Origin of the sequence: Microcystis sp. M20BS1, from assembly GCF_020245305.1 — a bacterium.
Classification (GTDB): domain Bacteria; phylum Cyanobacteriota; class Cyanobacteriia; order Cyanobacteriales; family Microcystaceae; genus Microcystis; species Microcystis ichthyoblabe_A.
In genome coordinates, this window is sequence record NZ_JADBUZ010000070.1 from 19,162 (window position 1) to 41,895 (window position 22,734).

Annotated in this window: 16 protein-coding genes, 1 tRNA gene and 1 pseudogene; 4 read left to right on the forward strand and 14 right to left on the reverse strand. The window is 42.5% G+C overall.

The features are described from left to right. Positions 1-84 precede the first annotated feature (84 nt). The 6 genes and pseudogenes from metH to IM507_RS07110 all read right to left on the reverse strand — a co-directional run bounded on the left by metH (position 85) and on the right by IM507_RS07110 (position 7,442). Complete coding sequence (metH, locus tag IM507_RS07085; protein ID WP_287636821.1) at positions 85-3,648, reverse strand: methionine synthase; 3,564 nt, start codon at positions 3,646-3,648, stop codon at positions 85-87. 138 nt (positions 3,649-3,786) lie between these two features. Beyond that, positions 3,787-4,965 (reverse strand): SpoIID/LytB domain-containing protein, encoded by a 1,179-nt coding sequence (locus IM507_RS07090; RefSeq protein WP_287636822.1) that lies wholly within the window; start codon positions 4,963-4,965, stop codon positions 3,787-3,789. 219 nt (positions 4,966-5,184) lie between these two features. Further along, the gene (locus tag IM507_RS07095; RefSeq protein ID WP_287636823.1) at positions 5,185-5,817 is read right to left on the reverse strand and encodes a type I restriction endonuclease; all 633 of its coding nucleotides are present in this window, start codon (positions 5,815-5,817) and stop codon (positions 5,185-5,187) included. Between the two features lie 426 nt (positions 5,818-6,243). After that, the gene (locus IM507_RS07100) at positions 6,244-6,741 is read right to left on the reverse strand and encodes a DUF29 domain-containing protein (RefSeq protein WP_002749948.1); all 498 of its coding nucleotides are present in this window, start codon (positions 6,739-6,741) and stop codon (positions 6,244-6,246) included. 10 nt (positions 6,742-6,751) lie between these two features. Further along, positions 6,752-7,114: pseudogene (locus tag IM507_RS23470) on the reverse strand (DUF5615 family PIN-like protein). Next, entirely contained in the window at positions 7,092-7,442 is a 351-nt protein-coding gene (locus IM507_RS07110) for a DUF433 domain-containing protein (RefSeq protein ID WP_002749951.1), read from the reverse strand. Before IM507_RS07110 ends, IM507_RS23470 begins: the two are co-directional and overlap by 23 nt. Before the next feature lie 320 nt (positions 7,443-7,762). Here IM507_RS07110 and IM507_RS07115 point away from each other — a divergent pair, with 320 nt between their 5' ends. Together IM507_RS07115 and IM507_RS07120 are read left to right on the forward strand one after the other, a co-directional pair. Continuing rightward, positions 7,763-8,071: a hypothetical protein gene (locus IM507_RS07115; RefSeq protein ID WP_353847149.1), complete on the forward strand. Its 309-nt coding sequence runs from the start codon at positions 7,763-7,765 to the stop codon at positions 8,069-8,071. Continuing rightward, a complete protein-coding gene (locus tag IM507_RS07120; protein ID WP_004268952.1) occupies positions 8,072-8,422 on the forward strand; it encodes a hypothetical protein in 351 nt (116 codons plus the stop codon). 268 nt (positions 8,423-8,690) lie between these two features. On the opposite strand, the gene IM507_RS07125 is transcribed toward IM507_RS07120, so the two are convergent. After that, positions 8,691-12,212 (reverse strand): tetratricopeptide repeat protein, encoded by a 3,522-nt coding sequence (locus IM507_RS07125; RefSeq protein ID WP_287636826.1) that lies wholly within the window; start codon positions 12,210-12,212, stop codon positions 8,691-8,693. Between the two features lie 83 nt (positions 12,213-12,295). Here IM507_RS07125 and IM507_RS07130 point away from each other — a divergent pair, with 83 nt between their 5' ends. Both IM507_RS07130 and mrdA read left to right on the forward strand, forming a co-directional pair. Beyond that, positions 12,296-13,405, forward strand: coding sequence for an S-(hydroxymethyl)glutathione dehydrogenase/class III alcohol dehydrogenase (locus IM507_RS07130; protein ID WP_104398183.1), 1,110 nt, complete (start codon positions 12,296-12,298; stop codon positions 13,403-13,405). Between the two features lie 599 nt (positions 13,406-14,004). Further along, on the forward strand, positions 14,005-15,879 hold the full coding sequence (gene mrdA / locus IM507_RS07135) for a penicillin-binding protein 2 (RefSeq protein WP_287636827.1): 1,875 nt from the start codon (positions 14,005-14,007) through the stop codon (positions 15,877-15,879). Here the strand turns inward: mrdA and IM507_RS07140 are convergent. From IM507_RS07140 to IM507_RS07170, 7 genes are all read right to left on the reverse strand, one after another. Next, positions 15,876-16,682, reverse strand: a complete 807-nt coding sequence (locus tag IM507_RS07140; RefSeq protein WP_287636828.1) for a radical SAM protein — start codon at positions 16,680-16,682, stop codon at positions 15,876-15,878. The genes mrdA and IM507_RS07140 overlap by 4 nt on opposite strands. Positions 16,683-16,701: 19 nt before the next feature. Then, positions 16,702-16,793: transfer RNA gene (locus IM507_RS07145), tRNA-Ser, on the reverse strand. Between the two features lie 61 nt (positions 16,794-16,854). Beyond that, positions 16,855-17,562, reverse strand: coding sequence for a DevA family ABC transporter ATP-binding protein (locus IM507_RS07150; RefSeq protein WP_016517166.1), 708 nt, complete (start codon positions 17,560-17,562; stop codon positions 16,855-16,857). Between the two features lie 20 nt (positions 17,563-17,582). Beyond that, positions 17,583-18,746: an ABC transporter permease DevC gene (devC, locus tag IM507_RS07155; protein ID WP_069473819.1), complete on the reverse strand. Its 1,164-nt coding sequence runs from the start codon at positions 18,744-18,746 to the stop codon at positions 17,583-17,585. A gap of 22 nt (positions 18,747-18,768) precedes the next feature. Then, a complete protein-coding gene (locus tag IM507_RS07160) occupies positions 18,769-20,076 on the reverse strand; it encodes an ABC exporter membrane fusion protein (protein WP_069473820.1) in 1,308 nt (435 codons plus the stop codon). A 241-nt stretch (positions 20,077-20,317) separates the two neighbouring features. After that, on the reverse strand, positions 20,318-21,196 hold the full coding sequence (locus tag IM507_RS07165; RefSeq protein WP_123231173.1) for a class I SAM-dependent methyltransferase: 879 nt from the start codon (positions 21,194-21,196) through the stop codon (positions 20,318-20,320). Positions 21,197-21,412: 216 nt separating this feature from the next. Next, complete coding sequence (locus tag IM507_RS07170) at positions 21,413-22,732, reverse strand: aminotransferase class I/II-fold pyridoxal phosphate-dependent enzyme (RefSeq protein ID WP_123231174.1); 1,320 nt, start codon at positions 22,730-22,732, stop codon at positions 21,413-21,415. Between the last annotated feature and the right edge of the window lie 2 nt (positions 22,733-22,734).

The window sequence follows — 22,734 nt, forward strand, 5'->3', positions numbered from 1 at the left end:
TCAAAAAAATTGCTGGCATATTATAGATCTAAGTCGATAATTGCAATGAAAACTCAAATCTGATCACTGATAACTGGTCACTGATTAGGTACTAAAGTATTTAGCGGTGGGGTGATAGGTAATAATGGCGGTGGTGGATTGTTCTGGGTACAATTGTTCGCTTTCGTCCATATACATCCCAATGCGATCGCATCCTAACAGAGCTAGTTGCTTGTATTGGTCCTGAATATTGGGACAAGCGGGATAGCCGAAACTATAGCGAGAACCTTGGTAACGCTGTTGTAGTATATCGCGGATATTATCGGGATCGAACTCTGCAAAACCTAACTCGCGACGGATGCGGGTGTGGGTCCATTCGGCCATGGCTTCGGCGGTTTGGACAGCCATGCCGTGATAATAGAGGTATTCGGTATATTCGTTGGCATCAAAGAGAGATTTAGCGTATTCCGTGGCGATTTCCCCCACTGTCACCGCTTGCATCGGGAAAACATCGATAATACCGGATTCCTGCGGGGCGAAAAAGTCAGCAATACAGAGACGACGACCGGATTTCTGGCGAGGAAACTCAAAAATGGCGATCGGTTGCAGATTTTCGGGTTTTTCGCCTGCTTGTATCGATTCGGGATCGTAAATTAACAGGGAATTACCGGACGACTGACAGGGAAAATAACCATAAATTAATGTGGGGTTTAGTAAATTTTCCTTGACAATTTTCTCTTTCCATGCTGTCAGAATTGGATGAACTTTTTCCTGTAAAAACTGGTCGTATTCTGGCTTCGATTGGCTTTTGGGTTTGCGGAATTGCCATTGACCGACAAATAAAGCTTGTAGGTCCAAATACCAGAAAACCTCCTCGATGGGAATTTCTGCTGCCGTTAATATTTTAGTACCCCAGAAGGGCGGTGTTGGTCGGGAAATATCAACTGCCACCGCTTCGGACCGACGGGTATCAATAACTAATTCTTGGTTGACGCTGCCATCGGTAAAAATAGTATCGGGATTAACCTTTAATTCTTCGGCAACAACCGGGGTTTTTTCTGCCTCGGCAAACTTACCTAAAAAGCCTTTACTATCATCCCATTGACCGCCAGCTTTAGCGGGCATTAATTTATCCATAAAATGCAGGTCAGAGAAGGCATCTTTACCATAGATAACCTGTCCATTGTAGGTTTTTTGACAGTCATCATGGACAAATTTGGGAGTTAAAGCTGCCCCGCCAAGGATAACAGGAACGGTGATTCCTTTTTCATTAAAAACCTCTAGATTTTCCTTCATAAAAGCCGTCGATTTCACCAATAAACCGCTCATGGCGATACAATCGGCCTTATGTTCTTTGTAGGCTTCGATGATATTTTCTACGGGTTGTTTAATGCCCAAATTAATCACCCTATAGCCGTTATTGGTCAAGATAATATCAACTAAGTTTTTACCAATATCGTGAACATCCCCTTTAACCGTTGCGATAATAAAAGTCCCTTTGGCATTATTATCCCCCTCTTTTTTCTCCATAAAGGGTTCTAAAAAGGCAACGGCTGCTTTCATAGTTTGGGCCGATTGGAGAACAAAAGGTAACTGCATTTGTCCCGAACCAAATAACTCACCCACTACCTTCATCCCATCCAGGAGGAAAATATTAATAATATCTAGGGGTGGATAGTCCTGTAAAGCTTGCTTCAAAGCCTCTTCCAGTCCCAATCTTTCCCCATCAATAATATGCTGTTTTAAGCGTTCCTCCACGGGTAAATTAGCATTACTAGAGGGGTCTTTTTTAGTAGTTTTCCCCGCAAATAATTCGGTTAATTTGGTCAGGGGATCATAAACACATATATCGCCATCAAAACGACGATTATCATAGATTAAATCCCGACAAATTTGCTGATATTCTGGTTCAATTTTTGCCAGAGGAAGAATCTTATTGGCGCTGACGATTGCCCCATCCATCCCCACCTGCATCGCTTCGTTGAGGAAGACGGAATTTAATACCTGACGCGCTGCCGGATTCAACCCAAAAGAGATATTAGACACACCTAAAAGAATATGACATTCGGGCAGTTCTTGGCGAATTCGTCCCATTGCTTCGATAGTAGCCTTGCCATTTTCTCGGTCTTCTTCGATACCAGTAGAAATCGGTAAAGCTAGAGGATCAAAAAAGATTTCGTAGGGAGGAATTCCGTATTCTATCGCCGCATAATAGGCCCGTTTAGCTATCTGGAATTTTTTCTCGGCAGTGCGTCCCATTCCTTCTTCATCAATGGTTCCAATTACTACCCCCGCGCCGTATTTTTTCGCTAAATCCAAGACTTGATAAAAACGCGATTCCCCGTCTTCGTAGTTAGTAGAGTTGAGGATACATTTACCCCCCGCTACTTTTAACCCCGCTTCCATTTTTTCCCATTCGGTGGAATCTAACATTAAAGGTAGGGTGACATTATTAACTAAACGAGAGGCTAATTGGTGCATATCGCGCACCCCATCCCGGCCCACATAATCGACGTTGACATCGAGAATATGCGCTCCTTCTTTTACCTGAGCTTTCGCCATCGATACTAAACTATCCCAGTCTTCAACATTGAGCAGTTCCCGACATTTTTTAGAACCACTGGCGTTTAATTTTTCCCCGACAATCAGGAAAGAATTATCTTGAATATAGGGTTGGGTACTGTAGATAGAAGCGGCGGAGGGTTCATAATGATAATGACGAGATTTCGGAGTTAAACCCTGACTTAGTTCCGCTAAAGCTTGAATATGGTCGGGACGAGTACCACAACAACCGCCGATAATTTGTACTCCCAAATCTTCAATAAAGTGCATTAAAGCCATTTTTAATTCTACGGGAGTGAGGCGATAATGCGCTTGACCGCCGACATTTTCTGGTAAACCAGCGTTAGGAATACAAGAAACAATAAAAGGGGAATTTTCCGAGAGATATTTAATATGGGGTTTCATTAAATCTGGACCAGTGGCGCAGTTAAGTCCCAAAATATCAATTTTATAGGGTTGTAAAATAGAGACAACGGCGTTAATTTCCGTTCCTACTAACATCGTTCCCATGGTTTCCATCGTCACCGAAACCATGAGGGGCAATCGTTGACCTTTTTTCTGAAATACTTCTTCAATAGCATTTAAAGCCGCTTTAATTTGCAGGACATCCTGACAGGTTTCTACTAATAATAAATCTGCCCCGCCATCATACAGACCCTCTACCTGTTCCACATAGGCATTTTTGAGGGTATCAAAGTCAATATGACCCAAAGTGGGCAGTTTTGTCCCCGGCCCCATGGAACCCGCCACAAAACGGGGTTTTTCGGGGGTAGAGTATTTATTAGCGCAAGCTTTGGCCAGTTCGGCGGCGCTTTTGTTGAGATAATAGGCTTGATCGGCTAAATCGTACTCGGCTAAAACTATCGAGGTTCCCCCGAAGGTGTCGGTTTCAATCACATCCGCACCCACGGCTAAAAAGGCTTCGTGGACTTTCGCTACGGCGCTAGGTTTAGTATGGACAAGATACTCGTTACAACCTTCGTATTCTGCCCCACCAAAGTCCTCGGCCGTCAGATTTTGGCTTTGTAGGGAAGTTCCCATCGCTCCATCAAAGACGAGGACGGGATGCTTGGGACCGTTGAGGTAGTCGAGAAAGGGGCTATTCATAGAGAGATTTACTGCTATAGCATTTTGAAAGTTTATTGTAATACAGTTACTAGAAATCTGCTATGGTCGGCATTTCAGTTATCAGTGATCAGTTATCAGTGATCAGATTTGAGTTTTCAGTCGAGAAAGCCTATCAATCTAATTTTGTAGAACTAGACGAGCTAAACCAACTCCGGGATAATAATTACCGAGAATTTGTTGATAATCTAGGCCTTTTTCCGCTAATTTATAGGCCCCAGTTTGACTCATACCGCGACCACCGTGAGCCCAAGCGACAATTTCATCGGTGGCAGCATAAAGAGACTCGACTACACCCCCTTTATAGCTGAGAATCTGCCCAGCAGTGGCATTAACCGCCTGGTGAGTCGATTGATACTCCGAGCGAATGCCTTTATATACCTGCCAGCGTTGGCTATTACCCAGATGAAACCAAGCATTAGCGGGGCGCATCATGTGTACTAGGGCATAAGAACGAGCGGCGATCGCTTGTGCCTTTAAAGCGTGCATTGGCGCAGTGGAGTGCATTTCACTCCCCACCACACTATAGAGATAGGCCTCTAAATTAACATGATTGACCACTAACAAGCGATCGCCTTGGGCAACCAGCAGCACTTTACCCCGATACCAACCATCATCCACATAAACTAAACCATCGGCACTGGTGGGCTGCACAAAAATCACCTCTGGCAGCGATAAATCGCCCATTTTTAAGCCATTGGCACCTGGAATGACCGGTAAACCCTCGTTAGTGGCAATCGTTTTTAAACCACGACCTTGGCGATCGGTGATCACCGCCGGCCCGTTAACTCCAATCAAAACACTGGCCACATCCCTTTTAATCGCCACGCGAATTTCTATGGCCGGCGGCGTATAATTAGCGGGAACCACTAAGGGTTGTCTAATCACTGGTTTGGCCGCAGCAGCGGGGGCAGTATTAGGGGCAGTATTGGGGGAAGTATTAGGGGACGTTTGAACCGATGGTGCTATTTTTTTCGGCGCTGAGAGGGAAGACTGAGGAGAGGGTGCTGATTTTGGAATCGCAGAAGATTGGGGAGAGGGGGATAGTTTCGGTGATGGCGCGGTTAAGGGGGCGATCGGAGATGGGATAATAGGAGCAGGGGAGGCAGCAGTCTCTAGATTTGCCTGGGGTTGCGGGGTTTCTGGTTTTTCCTTGGCTAAATAAGTTAAGAGAATTGGCGTAAAAGTGGCGATCGAGAGCAAAGGAACGGCACAATGACGCAGCAGGGAAAAATAGGTACTAGCAGCAAATTTCACTTTAATCACACCATCTTTAATTTTCTTATCTAACTTTACCATTCCCCTCTCAGGCTAGGCAATTCTAGACAAAAAATCTCGTATTCTTGAGCTTGTCAGGACAAATCAGGCTGAAATAGTCAAGAAAAGCCGAAAAAATTCTTAACCACCCATCCTTAGATTAGCCGAATCTCCTCTAATCCAGGCTCTTCTAGGTTCTGTGTGATCAGCTTAACTTACCATAGAAGCGATCGATCTTTGTGTCCTTTGTGTCTCTGTGGTTCATTCCACCCCCTCGCTAGACTGACAGAGATGTTTAAGGATTTTGAGAACCTCGTATAAATCCCCCGGATTTCTCATAGCAAATAAACGAGAGGTTCCGTATAAAGGTTTACCGTCCCATAATAATTTAACAAATAAAAACTCGGAACCATTGGTCAACATTCCATAATTAGGACGGTTGGGATGAGGATTGACCATTAAATAAGCTAATAATTGCGGTAAACCTACTTCAACGGAATAAATCACCCGTTTTGATTCAATAATCATTACCCATAATTGCTCTTTTATAATTAAAGTATCTAACCTTCCTTTAATTATTAAATCTTGCTCTTTTGTAATAATTTCAACAGACTCTTCTGCTTTAATCTGAAAGGGAAATAGATAAAAGTTACCAATAAATAATAATGGGTCTAAAACCGTCATCCTCACCGAAGTTTCTAAAAAGGGAGGATAATTCAATAAGTTTAAATAACCTGTTTTGATTTTATCTAACAATTCTTTTTCTTGTTCAGAGATTGCTTCTAGGTCTTGCTGCCATTCCCCAAAAAAATGCTTATCTTCTATAAACTGTAGTTGAAAATGATTAATTAAATCTCTGAGAGTGACTTCTTTTGCTTGTAAAAATTGAACCATATTTACCTCTTTAATTAACACTTACGTTAATGGTAATTTGCTATTTTTAATTTAACCAAGCAAAATATCCGTTACTGACAGGGTTAACTGCTCTAAATCAGAGAGAACAGTTAAGGATATGGTCTTGTTTTGTTTACCTGCACATCGCTTCGGTTAGCATCGTTCAGGTTTTTATCAGCTGCTTTCCCTCTTCCTACATCATCCAGATTAGCCATCGTCTTCTCCTTAATTTAGAGTACATGAAAGGTTCACTTTGCTATGATTTATCCAAGAGATTTATTGAGATATAAGTAGTTAGGTGTTAAAAACTTTATTCCCCCCTTATTTCCCAGGGAAGGGGGGTTAGGTCATTCGGGCGATTTTTCATGTTGGCAAGGTCATATTCTGGTTTCATGGTTTTATTATCGATAATGTTTACTTTCGTTTTTACCCGTAAAAGTCCTCATTTAGAATCTGTTCAGGTGTGAAAGGACAAGCGAGGGGATACTCACTTTCTTGGGGAATACGAATACCAAATTGAGCGCGTTTACCCTGTTTGATGGCGACTTTACGAGCGCTGGAATAGGCTTGTGTGATGGAGATTAAGAGATAAGATTTAAGAGAGGGAGTCTTAAGTAAATCATCTTGAACGCGCTGACGATGCTCATCTACTGAATTATACCAACTTGCTTTCATTGTCTCAGGAGCATCATGCTGTATCTTTAATTTGAGTAAGTGAATCAACAGGACCATTAAGTTGCTCTCTAAGGCGCGTTTCTCTGACTTACCCAAATCTTTTAACTCCTCAATTAAGTTTTCTATATCCAGTTGTTCAAACTGTCGATTCTGTAATTGATGAATAGTTTGCTCAATCCACAACTGAAGATCTTGTTCATAAAGTGTTGTGGGATTTTCTTGAATGTCCGATTGTTTTAATAAGGTCATTTGGATTTCATTAAGTTAACGGTAAATGTACAATTCGGTCTTCATATTCATTGTCAAAAGAACCTTTGGCAATTACAATTAATTCTAACAAGTTATCACCAATACTTAAATCTTGATTGAGAATAAAAATTCCAGGAATGTGACGGTTTTGGTTGAAGTGTTCTCTTAAATGTACTGGCATAGAAGCACGATTATTTGTCACTAAAATAAATCCCATCACCTCACACCAAATCAAGATTTATGGATCTAATGTACCTAATTTTGGTGTATCTGGTTCACCAACTACTCGAATAATGATTTCTGGTTCTCGGCGACGCAATTGTTGAGGATACACCGAATTAACATTTTCATCAATTAAATATTTCAGTGTCATTAGCTTTCTGCTTGGCTGTTATTTCAGCTTTCAATTTTCTCAGTCGTTCAACCACAGGCGGAGGATTTTTTCGCTGTTCTTCTCGCATTTTTCGCCCCCATTCTAGCCAGTCGGCGATATATTGGCTCACTTTTTCTTTTTCATGAAGATAATAAAGAATCGTCGCATATACCTGTTCGAGGGTTAAAGATGGATAAGTATTAGCAATTTCTTCGGGAGTTTTGGCTTGGTAAATGAAATCGTGTAAAATGGTTTCAATACCGACGCGGGTTCCTTTTAGCCGAATATCGTTAGGAGCAAGAAAATTAAAATAGTCTTCGAGTTGCATGAGTTACCCTAATTGAAGATTCAAACTTAACTTTATTCTTTAAGTAACATTGTTATCTTAATTATACTTGATCGTTGCCGAATAGTGTGATCGCATTGGGTTCTTAATTATTGACCTCTCCCCTGAACCCTATCCTACAAGGAAAGGGGAGAGAATTTAGCGAAGGGAGCGCAACAACAAACTGGGTTTGTTGTCAAGGCTCCAGCCCGAACAAGTTTAACCTGTTTTCTTTAGATAGTGAGAAGCTAAATGGACATAACCCTATTGCCCAAATTGGGTAACTTATCTAGAATAAGTATATGAAGAGAGGAGGAGACGTGATGGAGTATCAGAATTTTTCGCTCATCGAAGAAGATATTCAGGCTGACGCTCGAGGGCGGATTAGCCTTGGGACTCAATGTAGCAACCGTCACTATCGAATACTGATGAATGCAAGCGGGGAACTTCTTTTGGTTCCCATGGTGGCGATTCCAGAGGGAGAACTATGGGCTTTTCAGAATCCTAGTGTCCGCGAGTCGCTCAAACGGGGACTCGCAGAAGCCCGCACGGGAGATTTAGCTGAAGAAACAGTCGATTTAGACGCTATGCTTGAGTTTGCTGAATCTATTCCTGAAGAAGTCGAGGAGTAATTGAATTTCTCTTTACGACAGACACAGGAAGCTCGAAATACTCTATCTGAATTGCGAGCAGAAGCGGAACAGGCTCAAAAGACTCGCCTGGCTCAAGGTAGGACAAAAGCATCGAAACAAGAGGGTCTCTACAAACAGGTAACAAAAGCCCTCAAGCTCCTCAGTACAAACCCAAGACATCCAGGACTAAAAACCCACGAATTTAATTCCCTCGATAACCCTTATGATGCAACACAGAAGGTTTTTGAAGCCTACGCCCAACAGAATACACCGGGAGCCTATCGAATTTTCTGGTGCTATGGACCTCATTCGGGGGAAATCACCATTCTCGCTATTACACCTCATCCGTAGATCACAACATTGTAGGGGCGAAGCATTCGGGCGATAACCTATCGCTGAAACCGTAGATTTCCTATCCGAATGCTTCGCCCTTACTTTTTCAGCAAGCCCGAAATAGTTAGCGCTGAAGCGCAACAACAAACTAGGTTCGTTATTCCCCCCTTATCAAGGGGGGCAGGGGGGATCGAACCTAAAATCCATTTTTAATTTAATTATAACCAGCTACTTACGTTAACTGAATTGATAGCCGCAAACACGCAGCCTACACCCAAAACCCATTCTAACCCTCCAGCAAACCCCGCACCTCCTCAACCCCAACCCCGAAAACAGAAGCAATACCGACAAGAATCTCCTCATCTTGCGTTTGCTGATAAAGAGCAACAAGACGAGGCAAAGAATAGGTTTGTATGGTGTAATTATCGTTAAATTCTGCCAAAATTTGTAAGGCTTGCAGGTAATAACTTTTGGCTTGGCTCAATTCCCTCAATGCTTGCGCTACCATTCCCAACTCGTTCAGGGGGTTGGCTTGCCCGTAGCGATCGCCATATTCAATGTAGATCTCAATAGCTTGCTGGTAGTAGCTTCGGGCTTGCTCCCATTCCCTCAATTGTTGCGCTACGATTCCCAACTGGTGCAGGGTGCTGGCTTGGGAGTAGCGATCCCCATATTCAATCTTGATCTCAATAGCTTGCAGGTAGTAGCTTCGGGCTTGCTCCCATTCCCTCAATTCTTCCGCTAAATATCCCAACTGGTGCAGGGTTCTGGCTTGGGAGAAACGATCGCCATATTCAATGAAGATCTCAATAGCTTGCAGGTAGTAGCTTCGGGCTTGCTCCCATTCCCTCAATTCTTGCGCTAAATATCCCAACTGGTGCAGGGTTCTGGCTTGAGAAAAGCGATCTCCATATTCAATGAAGATCTCAATAGCTTGCTGGTAGTAGCTTCGGGCTTGCTCCCATTCCCTCAATTCTTGCGCTACTATTCCCAAATTGTGATAGATATATCCCAATTTTGAGGCTTTTTGTTGCTCGTCCACCCCTTGGAGATTTTGAGTTAATTCAATAACTTTTAGATTAGTCTGTTTCGCCTGTTCATAGTTTTTTGTATTTTGATAGGCGATGGCGAGATTGCCCAAAGCACCAACAATGTTACTACCGATTATCCCAGTTTTAATCTGTTCAGGATAAGTTTGACAAGCTTGACAAACACTCTCGCATAGTTTCAGTCTGCTACTAACATCATTGGTAACAGAAAAATATTTATTTAAGCAAAAGAAGATCCCAATATCTTCCTGCTTTTCCAAACAAATCTGCAACGCATTAAACAGATTTTCATACTCCCAGCGACAGAACAATATCCCCCACTGCTTCTCTTGCGGATTTTTGGAATCTAGTAAGTTCTCATAATAATCTGCCAAGTCTCGGTAATGATTCTTAAAACCCTCCCAAATTGCTGCTTGTGTCTCTGGTGCTAATTCCTTTAACTTCGTTTTTAGGAAGTAGGGAAAAATGGGCTGAATAGTCAATAAATACGACAATTCTTCACTCATCGGCGAAAGCAAACCCCAATGAATTGCTTCTTCAATCGCTGCATCAAATTGGTCAAATTGATAACCTTGTAAAGGTTCTAATTTTTGTAATTCTTCACTGTAAAAAGGAATTAAATCCCTGTGAATAAACCCACTAAAAGGTGCTAAACAGAGTAACAACTTCTGCGCCTCCTCCGACAAATTACTGTGGGAATATTCCACACATTTGATGATATTATTAGTCTTATCCTCATCCCCCACATTAACTAATTCCGCCAACTGTAACCCTTGCCAAATCTCCTCCGGTGACTGTCGCTTCAGATTCGCTAATACCACTTCCATCGCCAACGGATACCCCGCCAACAACTTCATCAAGCGCTTAAAATAATCATCCTTTTTAATCGCATTTTTCCGACTCTTCGCCTGACGTTCTAAGATTCTCTCCGCTAATTCAGTTCTCGACTCTTGGTCTAATCCTTGTAACTGATAGATATTCTCCTTAAAAGTCCTGCGTTGCAGCCAAGTTTCCTCACTGCGAGAACCCAAAATCACCTTCGTTTTTCCCCCCACCAAATTCGTGAGAAAATCGGCGATTTCTTCCCTCTCATTCTCCGGTAAAGTATTCTGAATTGCTAACGGTTGTCCCGTCACCGACTCCAGATTATCTAAAATGAGAATATACGCCTCACTGCGGAGTTTTTGCTCTAGTTTCCTTACTCGCGCTTTCAGGTTCATCCCTTGGAAACTCGCCTGTTCAAAACGATTATAAATTCCTTGACCAATTTCATGGACAATCTGTTCTAACGTCCAAGCTTTTCTATCATAACCAAAATAGAAAATATGGGTCGCCCAGTTGGTTTTCTGCCACCATTCTCGTAGATAATTGAGTAAAGTAGTTTTTCCTGTCCCTCCCATTCCTTTGAGTAAAAGGATATTATGTTTCAGCAGCGCCTTTTCCATCTTGAGAATCTCTAAATCCCTGCCGACAAAGCCGTATTCTGGTAAGGGAAAGACATATTGATTGCCGATATGCTCCCAGTATTTTTCCTCCTCTTCTGGAGTAAATGGACGCAAATTGAGATTAATTTTACCGCGACAATAAATCACCGGTAATAACCAATCTTCCAAATCTATTATCGTATTATAATAGGCGCGGCGTTGCTTATTATTGAATAACTCTAACCGTCCCTTTCGCATCGCTTCCGTTAGGTCTTTTCCGTTCAATAATTGCTGATAAATTGGTTTCATCATCAACTTAGCTGCAGAAACCGTCACCGAATATCCCATCGCCACCACTGCTTGCATTCCCGCAGTCATCAAACGACTTCCTAAACTGGTTTCCCGATAGTCTTCTGATTCCTGGGAAATTTGCTTTGCTGACTGACAAGCATTGAGAATACAAATAGGGATATTTTTCCCAGTGAGTAAATTCGCTAATTCCGTCGCTTCTACCGGAGTCGCTTGACCTTTTTCTTCTCCTTCCAGAAACAGAAAAGCTTTTACTCCCTCATATTCTGCTAAATCCTCCAGTCCCCATCCCCTTTGATAGCGCCAAGAATCCCCGTGAACCTGTCTTTGGTACTGTTCATATTCCATTAATCCGCCATGAACATCGAAATGAATAACATGATAGTATCCTTCTCCCTTCTCATCCAGATGTCTGGTTAGTGATTCATAAGTTCCGGGACGCAATATATCAATTTTTACCGGTATTTCACTACTATTTACCAGTTCTACTAAAGGACGGGAAATCGTGCGATAGTTAACATCAGATTCCTCATTAGGACGCGCAATCACCACCAGAAGATTGATAGTAGGATAAGTGGCCATTTGCACCGGGACAACTGTAGCCCCTCGACGCTGGCGGGAGATGATACAATCTATAGAAAAGGGACGCGGTAAATCAGGATCTTTTAGTGCTTCCCAATGTAAAGCTTGAAATTCTGGCGACTGACTTTCGATGATAATTTGCAGTTGACTTAACTGCTTTCGCAAGTCTCGATATTCCCCATAAGCATTTAAATTACTCTGGAAAACCTGTTTAAATAGGTTTTCGCCATAGTTTTGGACGCTGTTGGCGGCTTTTTGCGCCTTATCCGTCTCTAGCGTCGGAAATACTAACCATTCCTCAAAGTACCATTCTAGGTCTTTTTCTTCTTGGTTAGTAAAGGGGTCAGTAACCGTAATTGGGTAGCTGTTACCGCTATCAAAATTGAGAGTAGCAGTAAAGCCACCATCGTTAATTCCTTCTTCGCGGATGGTGAGGACTAACATAGAGATAAGTTGAGAATTGTTCTATTACAACTCTTCAGCAGTTTAACGGTATTATACTGGAAAAAACCTATTGCTTTGAGCCTATGGATGTTCGAGCGGCAGTTGCCCTAGAAGCAGGAAAACCCCTAACTATTGAAACGGTAAAATTAGCCGCACCGCAAGCGGGGGAAGTGTTAGTAGAAATCAAAGCCACGGGAGTTTGTCACACCGATGCCTATACTCTCTCTGGAGCCGATCCTGAAGGCTTATTTCCCTCAATTTTAGGCCATGAAGGGGCCGGAATCGTGGTAGAAGTGGGAAAAGGTGTCACTAGCCTAAAAGTGGGGGATCATGTTATTCCCCTATACATTCCCGAATGTCGTCAGTGCGAATACTGTCTCAGCTTTAAAACCAATCTCTGTCAAGCGATTCGTCTTACCCAAGGTCGGGGAGTAATGCCGGATGGAACCAGTCGTTTTTCCCTCGATGGTCAGCCTCTTTATCACTACATGGGAACCTCGACTTTTGCTAACTATACCGTGCTGCCGGAGATTTCTCTAGCCAAGATTCGCCCCGATGCTCCCTTTGAAAAAGTCTGTTATATCGGCTGCGGAGTCACTACAGGTATCGGTGCGGTGATTAATACCGCTAAAGTGGAACCGGGGGCAAAAGTGGTGGTTTTTGGTCTGGGAGGTATCGGTTTAAACGTTATTCAAGGGGCCCGTTTGGTGGGAGCCGATATGATTGTCGGGGTCGATATCAATCCCCAGAAACAAGCTTTAGCGACCAAATTCGGGATGACTCATTTTGTTAATCCCCAAGAAATCGAGGGGGATTTAGTGGCCTATCTGGTGGATTTAACTAAGGGTGGGGCCGATTATAGTTTTGAGTGTATCGGCAATGTCCAGATTATGCGTCAAGCTTTGGAATGTTGCCATAAGGGTTGGGGTGTTGCCACTATTATCGGTGTAGCCGGGGCCGGCCAGGAAATTAGTACCCGTCCTTTTCAATTAGTCACCGGACGGGTCTGGAAAGGTACGGCTTTTGGTGGAGCGAGAGGTCGTACAGATGTACCAAAAATAGTCGATTGGTACATGGACGGCAAGATTAACATTGATGATTTAATCACCCACGTTCTACCTCTGGCAAGAATTAACGAGGCCTTTGACCTGATGCGCCAAGGGGATTCTATCCGCAGTGTGATTACATTTTGAGCATAGTTAAGAAATACTTGACAAACTCTTAACTGTATGTGTGCGCCAGTTTCCTGGCCCTCTTTAACTTACTATAGAAGCGATCAATCTTTGTGTCCTCTGTGTCTGGAGTGGTTCCTTCCACTCCCAGTATTTACTCCGATTTTGTTAAGATATATTGCGGATACCCTGAACTTTAGTAAACAGAGGAGCTAAATCACCTAGTATTGCGTCCTTTTCAGTGATCAGTAACCAGTGAAAAGACAGTGGCAAACTACTATTTAATACTGCTCACTTAATACATACTGCTCACTTAGAACTCAAATCTGATAAGGGACTTGCGCTTTGATAATGTACCTTTTGGGCGAACGCAGTTCGCCCCTACATTGTGGACAAAATCCGTTACTGTAGGGGCGCAAAGCTTGCGCCCTCCGATCGATCAGGTTTGCTGATCACCCTAAGTAGGGCGAGAGCCTTCGAGATGTTAGGGACTTGCGCTTTGATAATGTGCCATCTGGCTGGTCTAATTCTTCTACAGAGCGATTTTCTGGCTGGGATATTATTCCCACGCAAGTCCTTAACTGATGACTAATAACTTTTAAATTTTTAACTTTAAGCAAATGCGTAATAGCGGACTCCTATCAAAAACCAAAGTCAAACTGAAACGGAAAAAAACGCTCACCTCGCCGACGCGGCCAGGGCCGAATAAATCACAGAATAAAACTAAAGATAAAGAGCGTCTAGTCGGTCGTCAGCGTCAGTCATGGCTAATTATGGGATTAATTAGCATTGTCCTGCTAGGAGGAGTTGGCTCGCGCTTGGCCTATTTACAACTGCAGCAAGGACAAATTAACCGAGAAAGGGCAGAAAATAACCGGATTCGCATTCTTCCCAAACCCCCAGTCCGGGGCAACTTATTCGATCGCAATGGCAAAGTTTTGGCGACAGCCCGTTTAACCCATGCAGCCTATATTTGGCCCAAATCCCAGCGTAATCCCGCTCAAAAACTCAATCTTGACCGTTTAGCCAGTATTTTAGGCATTCCCAGAAGCGACCTAGAAAAACGCATTAACGAAGCGGACGAAAACCCCTCCACCCTGATCCGCATCGCTAGGGGTTTAACTCCGGCCCAAATTATCGCCCTAGAGGAATACAAGGACGAATTAACCGGCATTGAAGTGGACGTGGAATCAGTGCGCTACTATCCCAATGGTAAAATCGGGGCGCATATTCTCGGTTATACCGGGGAACTAACCCCGGAGGAATATCAAGCCAAAAGACCCCAGGGCTACCGGTTGGGAGATGTCGTCGGTAAAATGGGTGTAGAAGCCGCCTACGAGTCAAAATTGCGGGGAGAATGGGGGGGAATGCAGTTAGAGGTCAACGGATCGGGACAAGTAATCCAAATTCTCGGCCAAAAAATTGCTAAACCGGGGCAAGATGTCACCCTGACACTAGATTTAAAACTCCAAAAAGCCGCCGAGGCCGCTTTAGGAAAACGCAAAGGTGCAATCGTGGCGATCGATCCCCGGGATGGTTCCGTGCGGGCCATGGTCAGTTATCCTAGTTTTGATCCCAATGTTTTCTCGGCCCCAATTACCACCGCCACTTGGAAAAAACTGCAAGCGGAGGGCAACCCGTTTGTTAACCGCGCTCTCCAAGGATTCCCCCCCGCTTCCACCTTTAAAGTCGTCACTGCCACTGCTGGCATGGAATCGGGGAAATTTCCCCCCAATACGGTCTTAAATACCTTTGCTGCCCTTTATGTGGGGGGGACAGCTTTCGGGGAATGGAATCACGCCGGTTTTGGTCCGATCGGTTTTGTCCGGGCCATGGCCATGAGTAGTAACACTTTTCACGGTCAAATTGGTCGCGGGGTGGGGGGACCGACTTTAATTGCCACGGCTCGGCGCTACGGTTTCGGTCAGAAAACTGGGATAGAATTAGCGGAAGAAACTCCGGGGTTAATTGCCGATCGCGATTGGAAACTGCGTAATTTTAAAAACTGGGATTGGTCCGTAGGGGATACGATTAATATGTCGATCGGTCAAGGATTTACCCTGGCGACTCCCCTACAGGTAGCTGTGATGTTTGCTGTCCCCGCTAACGGCGGTTTTTTGGTGAAACCGCACCTTTTACAGGATGCCCGGGATGTTAAGGAATGGCGAAAATCTTTGAACATGAAACCTAGCACCCTAGACACCCTGAGAAAGTCCCTGAGAGCCGTGGTAGCGGAAGGAACGGGACGGGCCCTATCAGACCCCGCTTTACCGCCTGTAGCGGGCAAAAGCGGCACAGCAGAAGCACCTCCAGGCAAGTCCCACGCTTGGTTTGGAGCTTTCGCGCCTTTTGATAAGCCCGAAATTGTCGTGGTCGCCTTTGCGGAACATTCCGGCGGTGGTGGTGGTAAAGTGGCCGCACCTATGGTACGTCAGGTAATGGAGGCTTATTTTAATGTCAAGCCGAAAGAAGAAAAACCCCGGCCGAAGCCCTAGAGACCTGTGGCGGTAAGCGGCACACAGCGCACGGTAATTCCCGTGGCCGTGGCAATTTTTTCCGCCCAAATCGCCAATATTTCAGCGTTTACGGGTTTGAGAATTTGCATTCCGTCGGCAGCGGTGAGGGGATTATTACCGCGGGTTTCTAATTGTCTTTGTCTGGCCCGGGGACGGGTCGGGGTGTTAAGTTGAATTTCATCCGGTTGTAGCTGTTGCATCAAATCGATGTATCGGTCTTGATCTTGGGGCGACCAAGAGGCCAGTAGCATGGTTTGAATTGCTAGTTTTCCCGACCATTCTTGGCGAAATTGTCTTAATCCCCACCAAAGCTCCTGCCAATCCAGACCGGAGACCGGACGGTTAACCCGTCGCCATTGGGCCTCGGAAACAGCATCGATTTTAGCGGCGACGATATCAGCTTTGCTCAAGTCTTGACGCACTTGGGCATCTCCCAAAAGGGTACTATTGGTTAAGACCGCCACCGGCCGCTCGGTTATTTCCTTGACGGTGGCCAGTATTTCCCCTAAATTGAGGGCGAGGGTGGGTTCCCCGCTACCACTGAGAGTGACTATATCCACGTCCCAGGGGGCAAAGGCACTTAAATCGCTGCTAATTTGTTCGCTGGTGATAAAAACTCTTCGTTGCTCGGTTTTTTGCTCAATTTCTCCTAACTGACAGTAAGCACAGTTAAAGGAACAGGTAGAAACTAAACCAATCGGATCGATGCCCAAGGAACTGCCGAAACGCCAAGAGGCAACCGGACCATATACGGAGCAGAAATAATCTTGGCGAGCAGTCATCGAAAATACCGAAAGAAGACGGAGAGGGAGGGATTCGAACCCTCGGTACGGTCTTACGATTCGTACAACAGATTAGCAATCTGCCGCATTCGACCACTCTGCCACCTCTCCAAGATGACATTACTTTAGTCTAACATGAAAGGCCACTTTTTGGCAAGTAATTTTTGGGCAGTTAATCGCCTAAACGACCATCCTCCATATTGACAATGCGATCGGCGATGTCGAAAATCCGGTTATCGTGGGTGACAAGTAAAATCGTGCAACCTTGTTCTTTTGCCAATTTCTGCATGATTTCCACCACATTGCGCCCGGATTGTCTATCTAAGGCTGCGGTCGGTTCATCAGCGAGGACTAATTTGGGATGACTGACGAGGGCGCGAGCGATCGCCACTCGTTGTTTTTGTCCCCCAGACAAATTTTCTGGGTAATAATCGACTCGGTTTCCTAAGCCAACTGTTTCTAAGATCGCTTGTGCTTTGATGTCTAAATCTTCCTGAAGAAATTCTTCATGAAGTTCCAGAGATAAGCGAACATTTTGTTTAGCAGTCAGAAAACTCATTAAATTATGTGCTTGAAAAATATAGCCAAGTTGTTTACGAAGCTGGGTTAATTGGTTTTTGCTTGCTCCATATATTTGTTGTCCCAAAATTTTGAGACTCCCTTCTTGAGCGGAACGTAACCCCCCCATCAGAGTTAGTAGGGTAGTTTTGCCGGAGCCGGAAGGACCTGTTAAGATGACAATTTCTCCTAGATTAATATTAAGAGTAATATCAAATAATACCTGTTTACGCAGTTTTCCTTCGCCAAAATAGTGATTAAGAGAATTGATAGATATAACAGGTTCTAATGAAGTTACAGATTCAATTTGCAGCATTTCCATAGTTGTAACTATCCTCGAAACTAAAAAATATCAGCTGGGTCAGCAGAACGCAGTTTATTCATGGCGATCACCCCAGAAACAGCACACATAGTAATTGTCAATATTAATACCATGACAGCACGACTAACCTTCATCATAATTGGTAATTGAGTAGCACTATAACCAAGTTGATACAGTCCGATCGAAAAGAAAAAGCCTGGAATATAACCTAAAATAGCTAATAATAATGAAGCCTGTATTAAGACACCGAGTAAGTAGCCATCACTGTAGCCCATAGCTTTCATAGTAGCATATTCTGGTAAGTGATCTGATACATCAGCATAAAGAATCTGATAAACAATTACAATACCAACAATAAACCCTACCATTACCCCTAAACCAAAAACAAAACCAATCCCTTGAGCTTCCCAGTAATTAATCTCATTTTGAGCTAATTGAGCCGGAGTAAACACTTTCACATCTTTGGGTAAATTAGCTGTCAATTGTTCCTGAATTTTTTCAAGAGAAGCTCCTGATTTTAACCTAATCAAACCCATAGATATTCTATCAGGTTTATTATCAGGAAAGAGGTTAAGAAAAGTCGAATCGCTGGTAATGACATTCCCATCAGTTACAAAAGAAGCTCCTATATTAAATAAACCTATCAAATCTACTGTTTTATCATTCATCTGGATTTCTACATTTCCTTGCTGTTTGAATGAATCAGTCATTGGTCCGTATTCTGGTCGAGATCCTTGATCAAATAGGATTCGGTTGAGTTGGTTTAACTGTGATTGATGTGACTTAATTTCTGTAGGGAGAAAAGGTGGATTAACAGGATCAATTCCCCAAACTAAAATATTGCGATTGATTTGAGTTTCAGGATTGCGCCACTGAGCAAACCCTATATAGATAGGTAAAACTGATTCTACCTGTTCATAAGCGAGGGTTTGAAATAATCGTTCTCTCGGAAATTGTTTAACCAAGTATAGGGTTTGAAACTGAGAGTTTACTAAGACTAGATCCGCTTGTAAAAGTTGATGAGATTTCGCAGCACCATCAAACAAAGCATCTAACATTCCCAATTGGAAAAACATAAGAATATCAGCAAAGGCAATTCCAGCGATCGCAACGCTAAGACGAATTTTTTCTTTCATTAGCTGAAGTAAGGCTAGGGGAGTTTTACGAAACAGTTTCTTTGGCATATATTGGCTCAATATTAAGGGTTTAAGAATTAGGATTGTCAACTTGTATTTCTACTTGTACTTGCAAATTAGTTAAGCTGGCTACCCGTTGACTATCTTGAGAATTGAGAAGGATTTTGACTTCTATGACTCGGCGATCTAGATTTTCTCCTGGTTGACTACTAAAGACATTTTGCCGATTTACTTGTAAACCAATTTGAGAGACAGTCCCCTTTAATTTACCCGAAAAAGCTTGGCTAGTAATGACAGCTTGTTGTCCCAGTTTCACTTTATCAATATCAGTTTGATACACCTCTGCTACAGCCACCATATTATTTGTTTGTGCCAGTTCTAGCAAACCAGAATCACCAATTTTTTCGCCAACTCGCGTATGAATTTTGAGAATTTGTCCGTTAATAGGACTCTTGATATAAACTTGATTTAAGTTGGTTTCTGCTTGTTGTAAATTAGCCACAGCATTATCAACTTCTGCTTGCGCTATTTGTAGATCAACTGGACGAACTTCAGCCACTTGATTAAGGGTAGCTTTTGCTTGTTGAATTTGCTGTATTCCTGTTGCCTTAGTACGCTCTAAGTTAGCTTGAGCTTCGGCGATCTGTTCTTGATAAGTGGTAATAATACGTTGTAGATCTGCTTGCGCTTCTTTGAGACTTTCTTGCAGGGTTTTTTGATTGAGACACTTACTATCATAATCAGAACTAGATACGACTCCATCTTGATATAACATCTGATAACGTTGACATTCAGTTTTAGCATTTTCTAGTTCTGCTTGTAAACGGGCAATTGTCGCTTTTTGTGTGGCTTTTTCTCCCTGTAACTGTGCTTGTAGTTTGGCTATAGTTGCCTTTTGCTCTCTAGTTTGTCCCTCTAAATCAGCTTTAGCCTTTTCTACCATCGCTTTTTGAGCATTAATCTCTCCAACCTTTGCCCCTGCTTTAACTTGAGCTAGACGCGCTTGAACTACTTTTAACTGTTCTTGATTTTGTTTAACTACTGATTGTAAACGGTTACGAGAATCTAAAATCGCAATTACTTGTCCTGTTACTATTTTATCTCCTTCTTTAACTAATAATTGTTCTATGCGATCGCCATCTAAAGGCAAGGGAGCATCTAGACGGATAACTTCACTTTCTGGTTCTAATCTTCCTAATGCTGCTACTTTGGTAATAGGGGGCGTTGTTGCTTTTGATTCAGAGGGCGATGAATTATTCCATCTGAGGGGGAAAACTTGATAAACTCCCCCCACACTGGTGATAGTTGTAGCAGCAATAGCAATGGCTAAAATCCAGCGTAAAGGATGATAAGACTTGGATAATGAATCATTTTTCATAGCTATTTCTTTCGTTGTTTTTGCTCTAGATAACTGGTAATCATGTTTAGGTTTTCTCAACTACTGGATTATATTATATCACACATCCATTATAAATAATTTGTACAGAAAATAGTGAGCCTTTAGATACTTTCATGCAGCTCATTCTTGGCTGGTTTTCATCAAATATTAATGATTAAAACCAGCCAAATTGTCATCAATAAGTCAGCTAAAAACTTTGCTTATATCTGACCAAATTTGTTTAATTTTTGATCGCTACTAATGCACAAAATTTATGCCTAACTACCACGGGATTTTGAGAGTAAAATCTCTGATTGGCGTAACTAACAAAAGTCTCAAAGATTTGAGGTATTAAAGCCGGATCTAAGGCATCGATAAAACCAGCAGATGCCACAGATTTTAGCATATAATCAGCTATTTGCTCTCCATTAACACAAGGAATAATAACTTCACCATTCCATGCGTTTTGTGATTTAAGATGACCATGACCAAAAGTTTTAATCAAGTAATCGTTATTTTTAGGAAGATTGATATTTATATTTTTGATCATTGCATGAGGATAATCCATTAAAACCTGGGTGAATAGATCAGAAACATCTTTTAAAGAGGAAGAGGTATTGTCAATCATTCCGAAAAAACCACCTGTTTTTAGCACTCTTTCTAGCTGTTGTCTCAAGCGAGTATGATTCATATAGCAAGTTCCCCAACCACAAACCAAACCATCGAGACAATTAGAAGATAAACTCTCTAAAAATGAAAGGCCATCTAACTGAACAAAGCGAATATTGTTCAAATTTTGATTCACAGCTTTTTCTTGATTTTTTTCGAGCATTCCAGCCGAGAGATCCACAGCAATTATTTGACCTGTTTGTCCAACTGCGTGAGCTAATTTGGTAGTAAAAAATCCAGTACCACAAGCAAGATCGACAATAACTTGGCCTTCTTTAACTGGTAATTTTTCCCAAAGTTCTAAAGCACTACTGCCAAGATTCCGAGAGTAGTAATCGTCGAAAGACACAGCCCCTTTATCATAATCAGCAATAGGGTTAGAATTCCCTTGGCTTAGTTTTACCTTAGCAACTTGATAGAGCAGCTTTGGCATTTTTAAAAGTCTAGTCATTTTTTTGCCTCTAAATGAGTAAAATCAAATAAGAATAAAAACGAGAAAGAGAAAAAAACTAGAGAACGCCGGATTAGAATGAAAAACCGGATAAGTGGTCAGACAAAAGTAAAGTTAACCGTGGGAGTCAGGAGTCAGGAGTCAGGAGTCAGCAAGAATTGCCAGAATTACATTTCTTAAGACAGACGACAGAATTTATGTCCGACTACTTAGCTATTAGCTTTGAATCTTTTTCAATTCATCAGCAACCGTTTCAACCGTAAAACGAATTTCTTCCTCACTATGAGTACAACTCATAAAAAACCGCAATCTTGCTGTTTGTTCTGAGACAGCCGGATAAATCACCGGTTGAACATTAATACCACGATAGAAAAGAGCTTGAGACAGTTGAATACATTGCAAAGAATTGCCAATAATCACGGGAATAACCGCAGAATCATAGCTTAATCCTGTATTAAGTCCCCTTTCTTTGGCTAACTGGAGAAACAGTTTTGCCCGTTGATGCAAAAGTTCTACACGCTCAGGTTCTACATTTAATAATCGAATGGCAGCTAAGGCAGCAGCGGCATTAGGCGGAGAAATGCCAACACTATAGACAAAACCGGGAGCAGTGTATTTGAGATACTCAATCAAAGCATGGTTGCCGGCAATATATCCACCACAACTAGCGAAAGATTTACTTAAAGTTCCCATCCATAAATCTACATCTGTAGGGTTAACTCCGAAATATTCTCCAATACCATGTCCTGACTTTCCAAGTACACCAATAGAGTGAGCTTCATCAATCATTAAAGCCGTCTTATAACGTTTCTTAAGTTCAATAAACTTAGGTAAGTTGGCAATATCACCATCCATGCTATAGACTCCTTCAATGATAATCAAAGCTTTTTCATAGCTGGAACGTTTGTCTTTAAGAATTTGTTCAAGAGATTGCCCATCATTGTGAGCAAAGGAGAACAAATTTGCTCCTGAATAAAGACAACCCTGAACAACGCTATTGTGACTCAGTGCGTCATAAACAATCAGATCATTGCGTCCAAAAAGATGACTAATAGTAATAACATTAGTAGAGTGTCCTCCCACATAAACGATCGCATCTTCTACTCCCAGTAAATTAGCAATTTCCTGTTCTAATTCTCGGTGGATGGGTTTTTCCCCTGATGCTACACGACTAGCTGAGACAGAAGTTCCATAACGATCAATAGCATCTTTGGCTGCTTGAGAAACCTTGGGATCTCCTGACATTCCCAGATAGTTATAGGTTGAATAATTAATCAATTCTTGCTCACCAATTTGGGTGATATTGCGAGCTACTCCTTGATGAATTTTGAAGTAAGGGTTTTGTAAACCAATTGCTTCAAGTTGCATCAATTGCCGCTTCATTTGCTGGTAAGCTGGCTGTTGATCAAAGTTAGAAAAATCAACTAAAGTAACTGTATCTGAATTAGCTTTTTCCTTTTGTTGTCGCAATTTTTCAATGAGTTGAAGTTTTTGCTGAGAGGAAAGATTAGCTAGAGTTTGGCTAGTATTAGTCATTT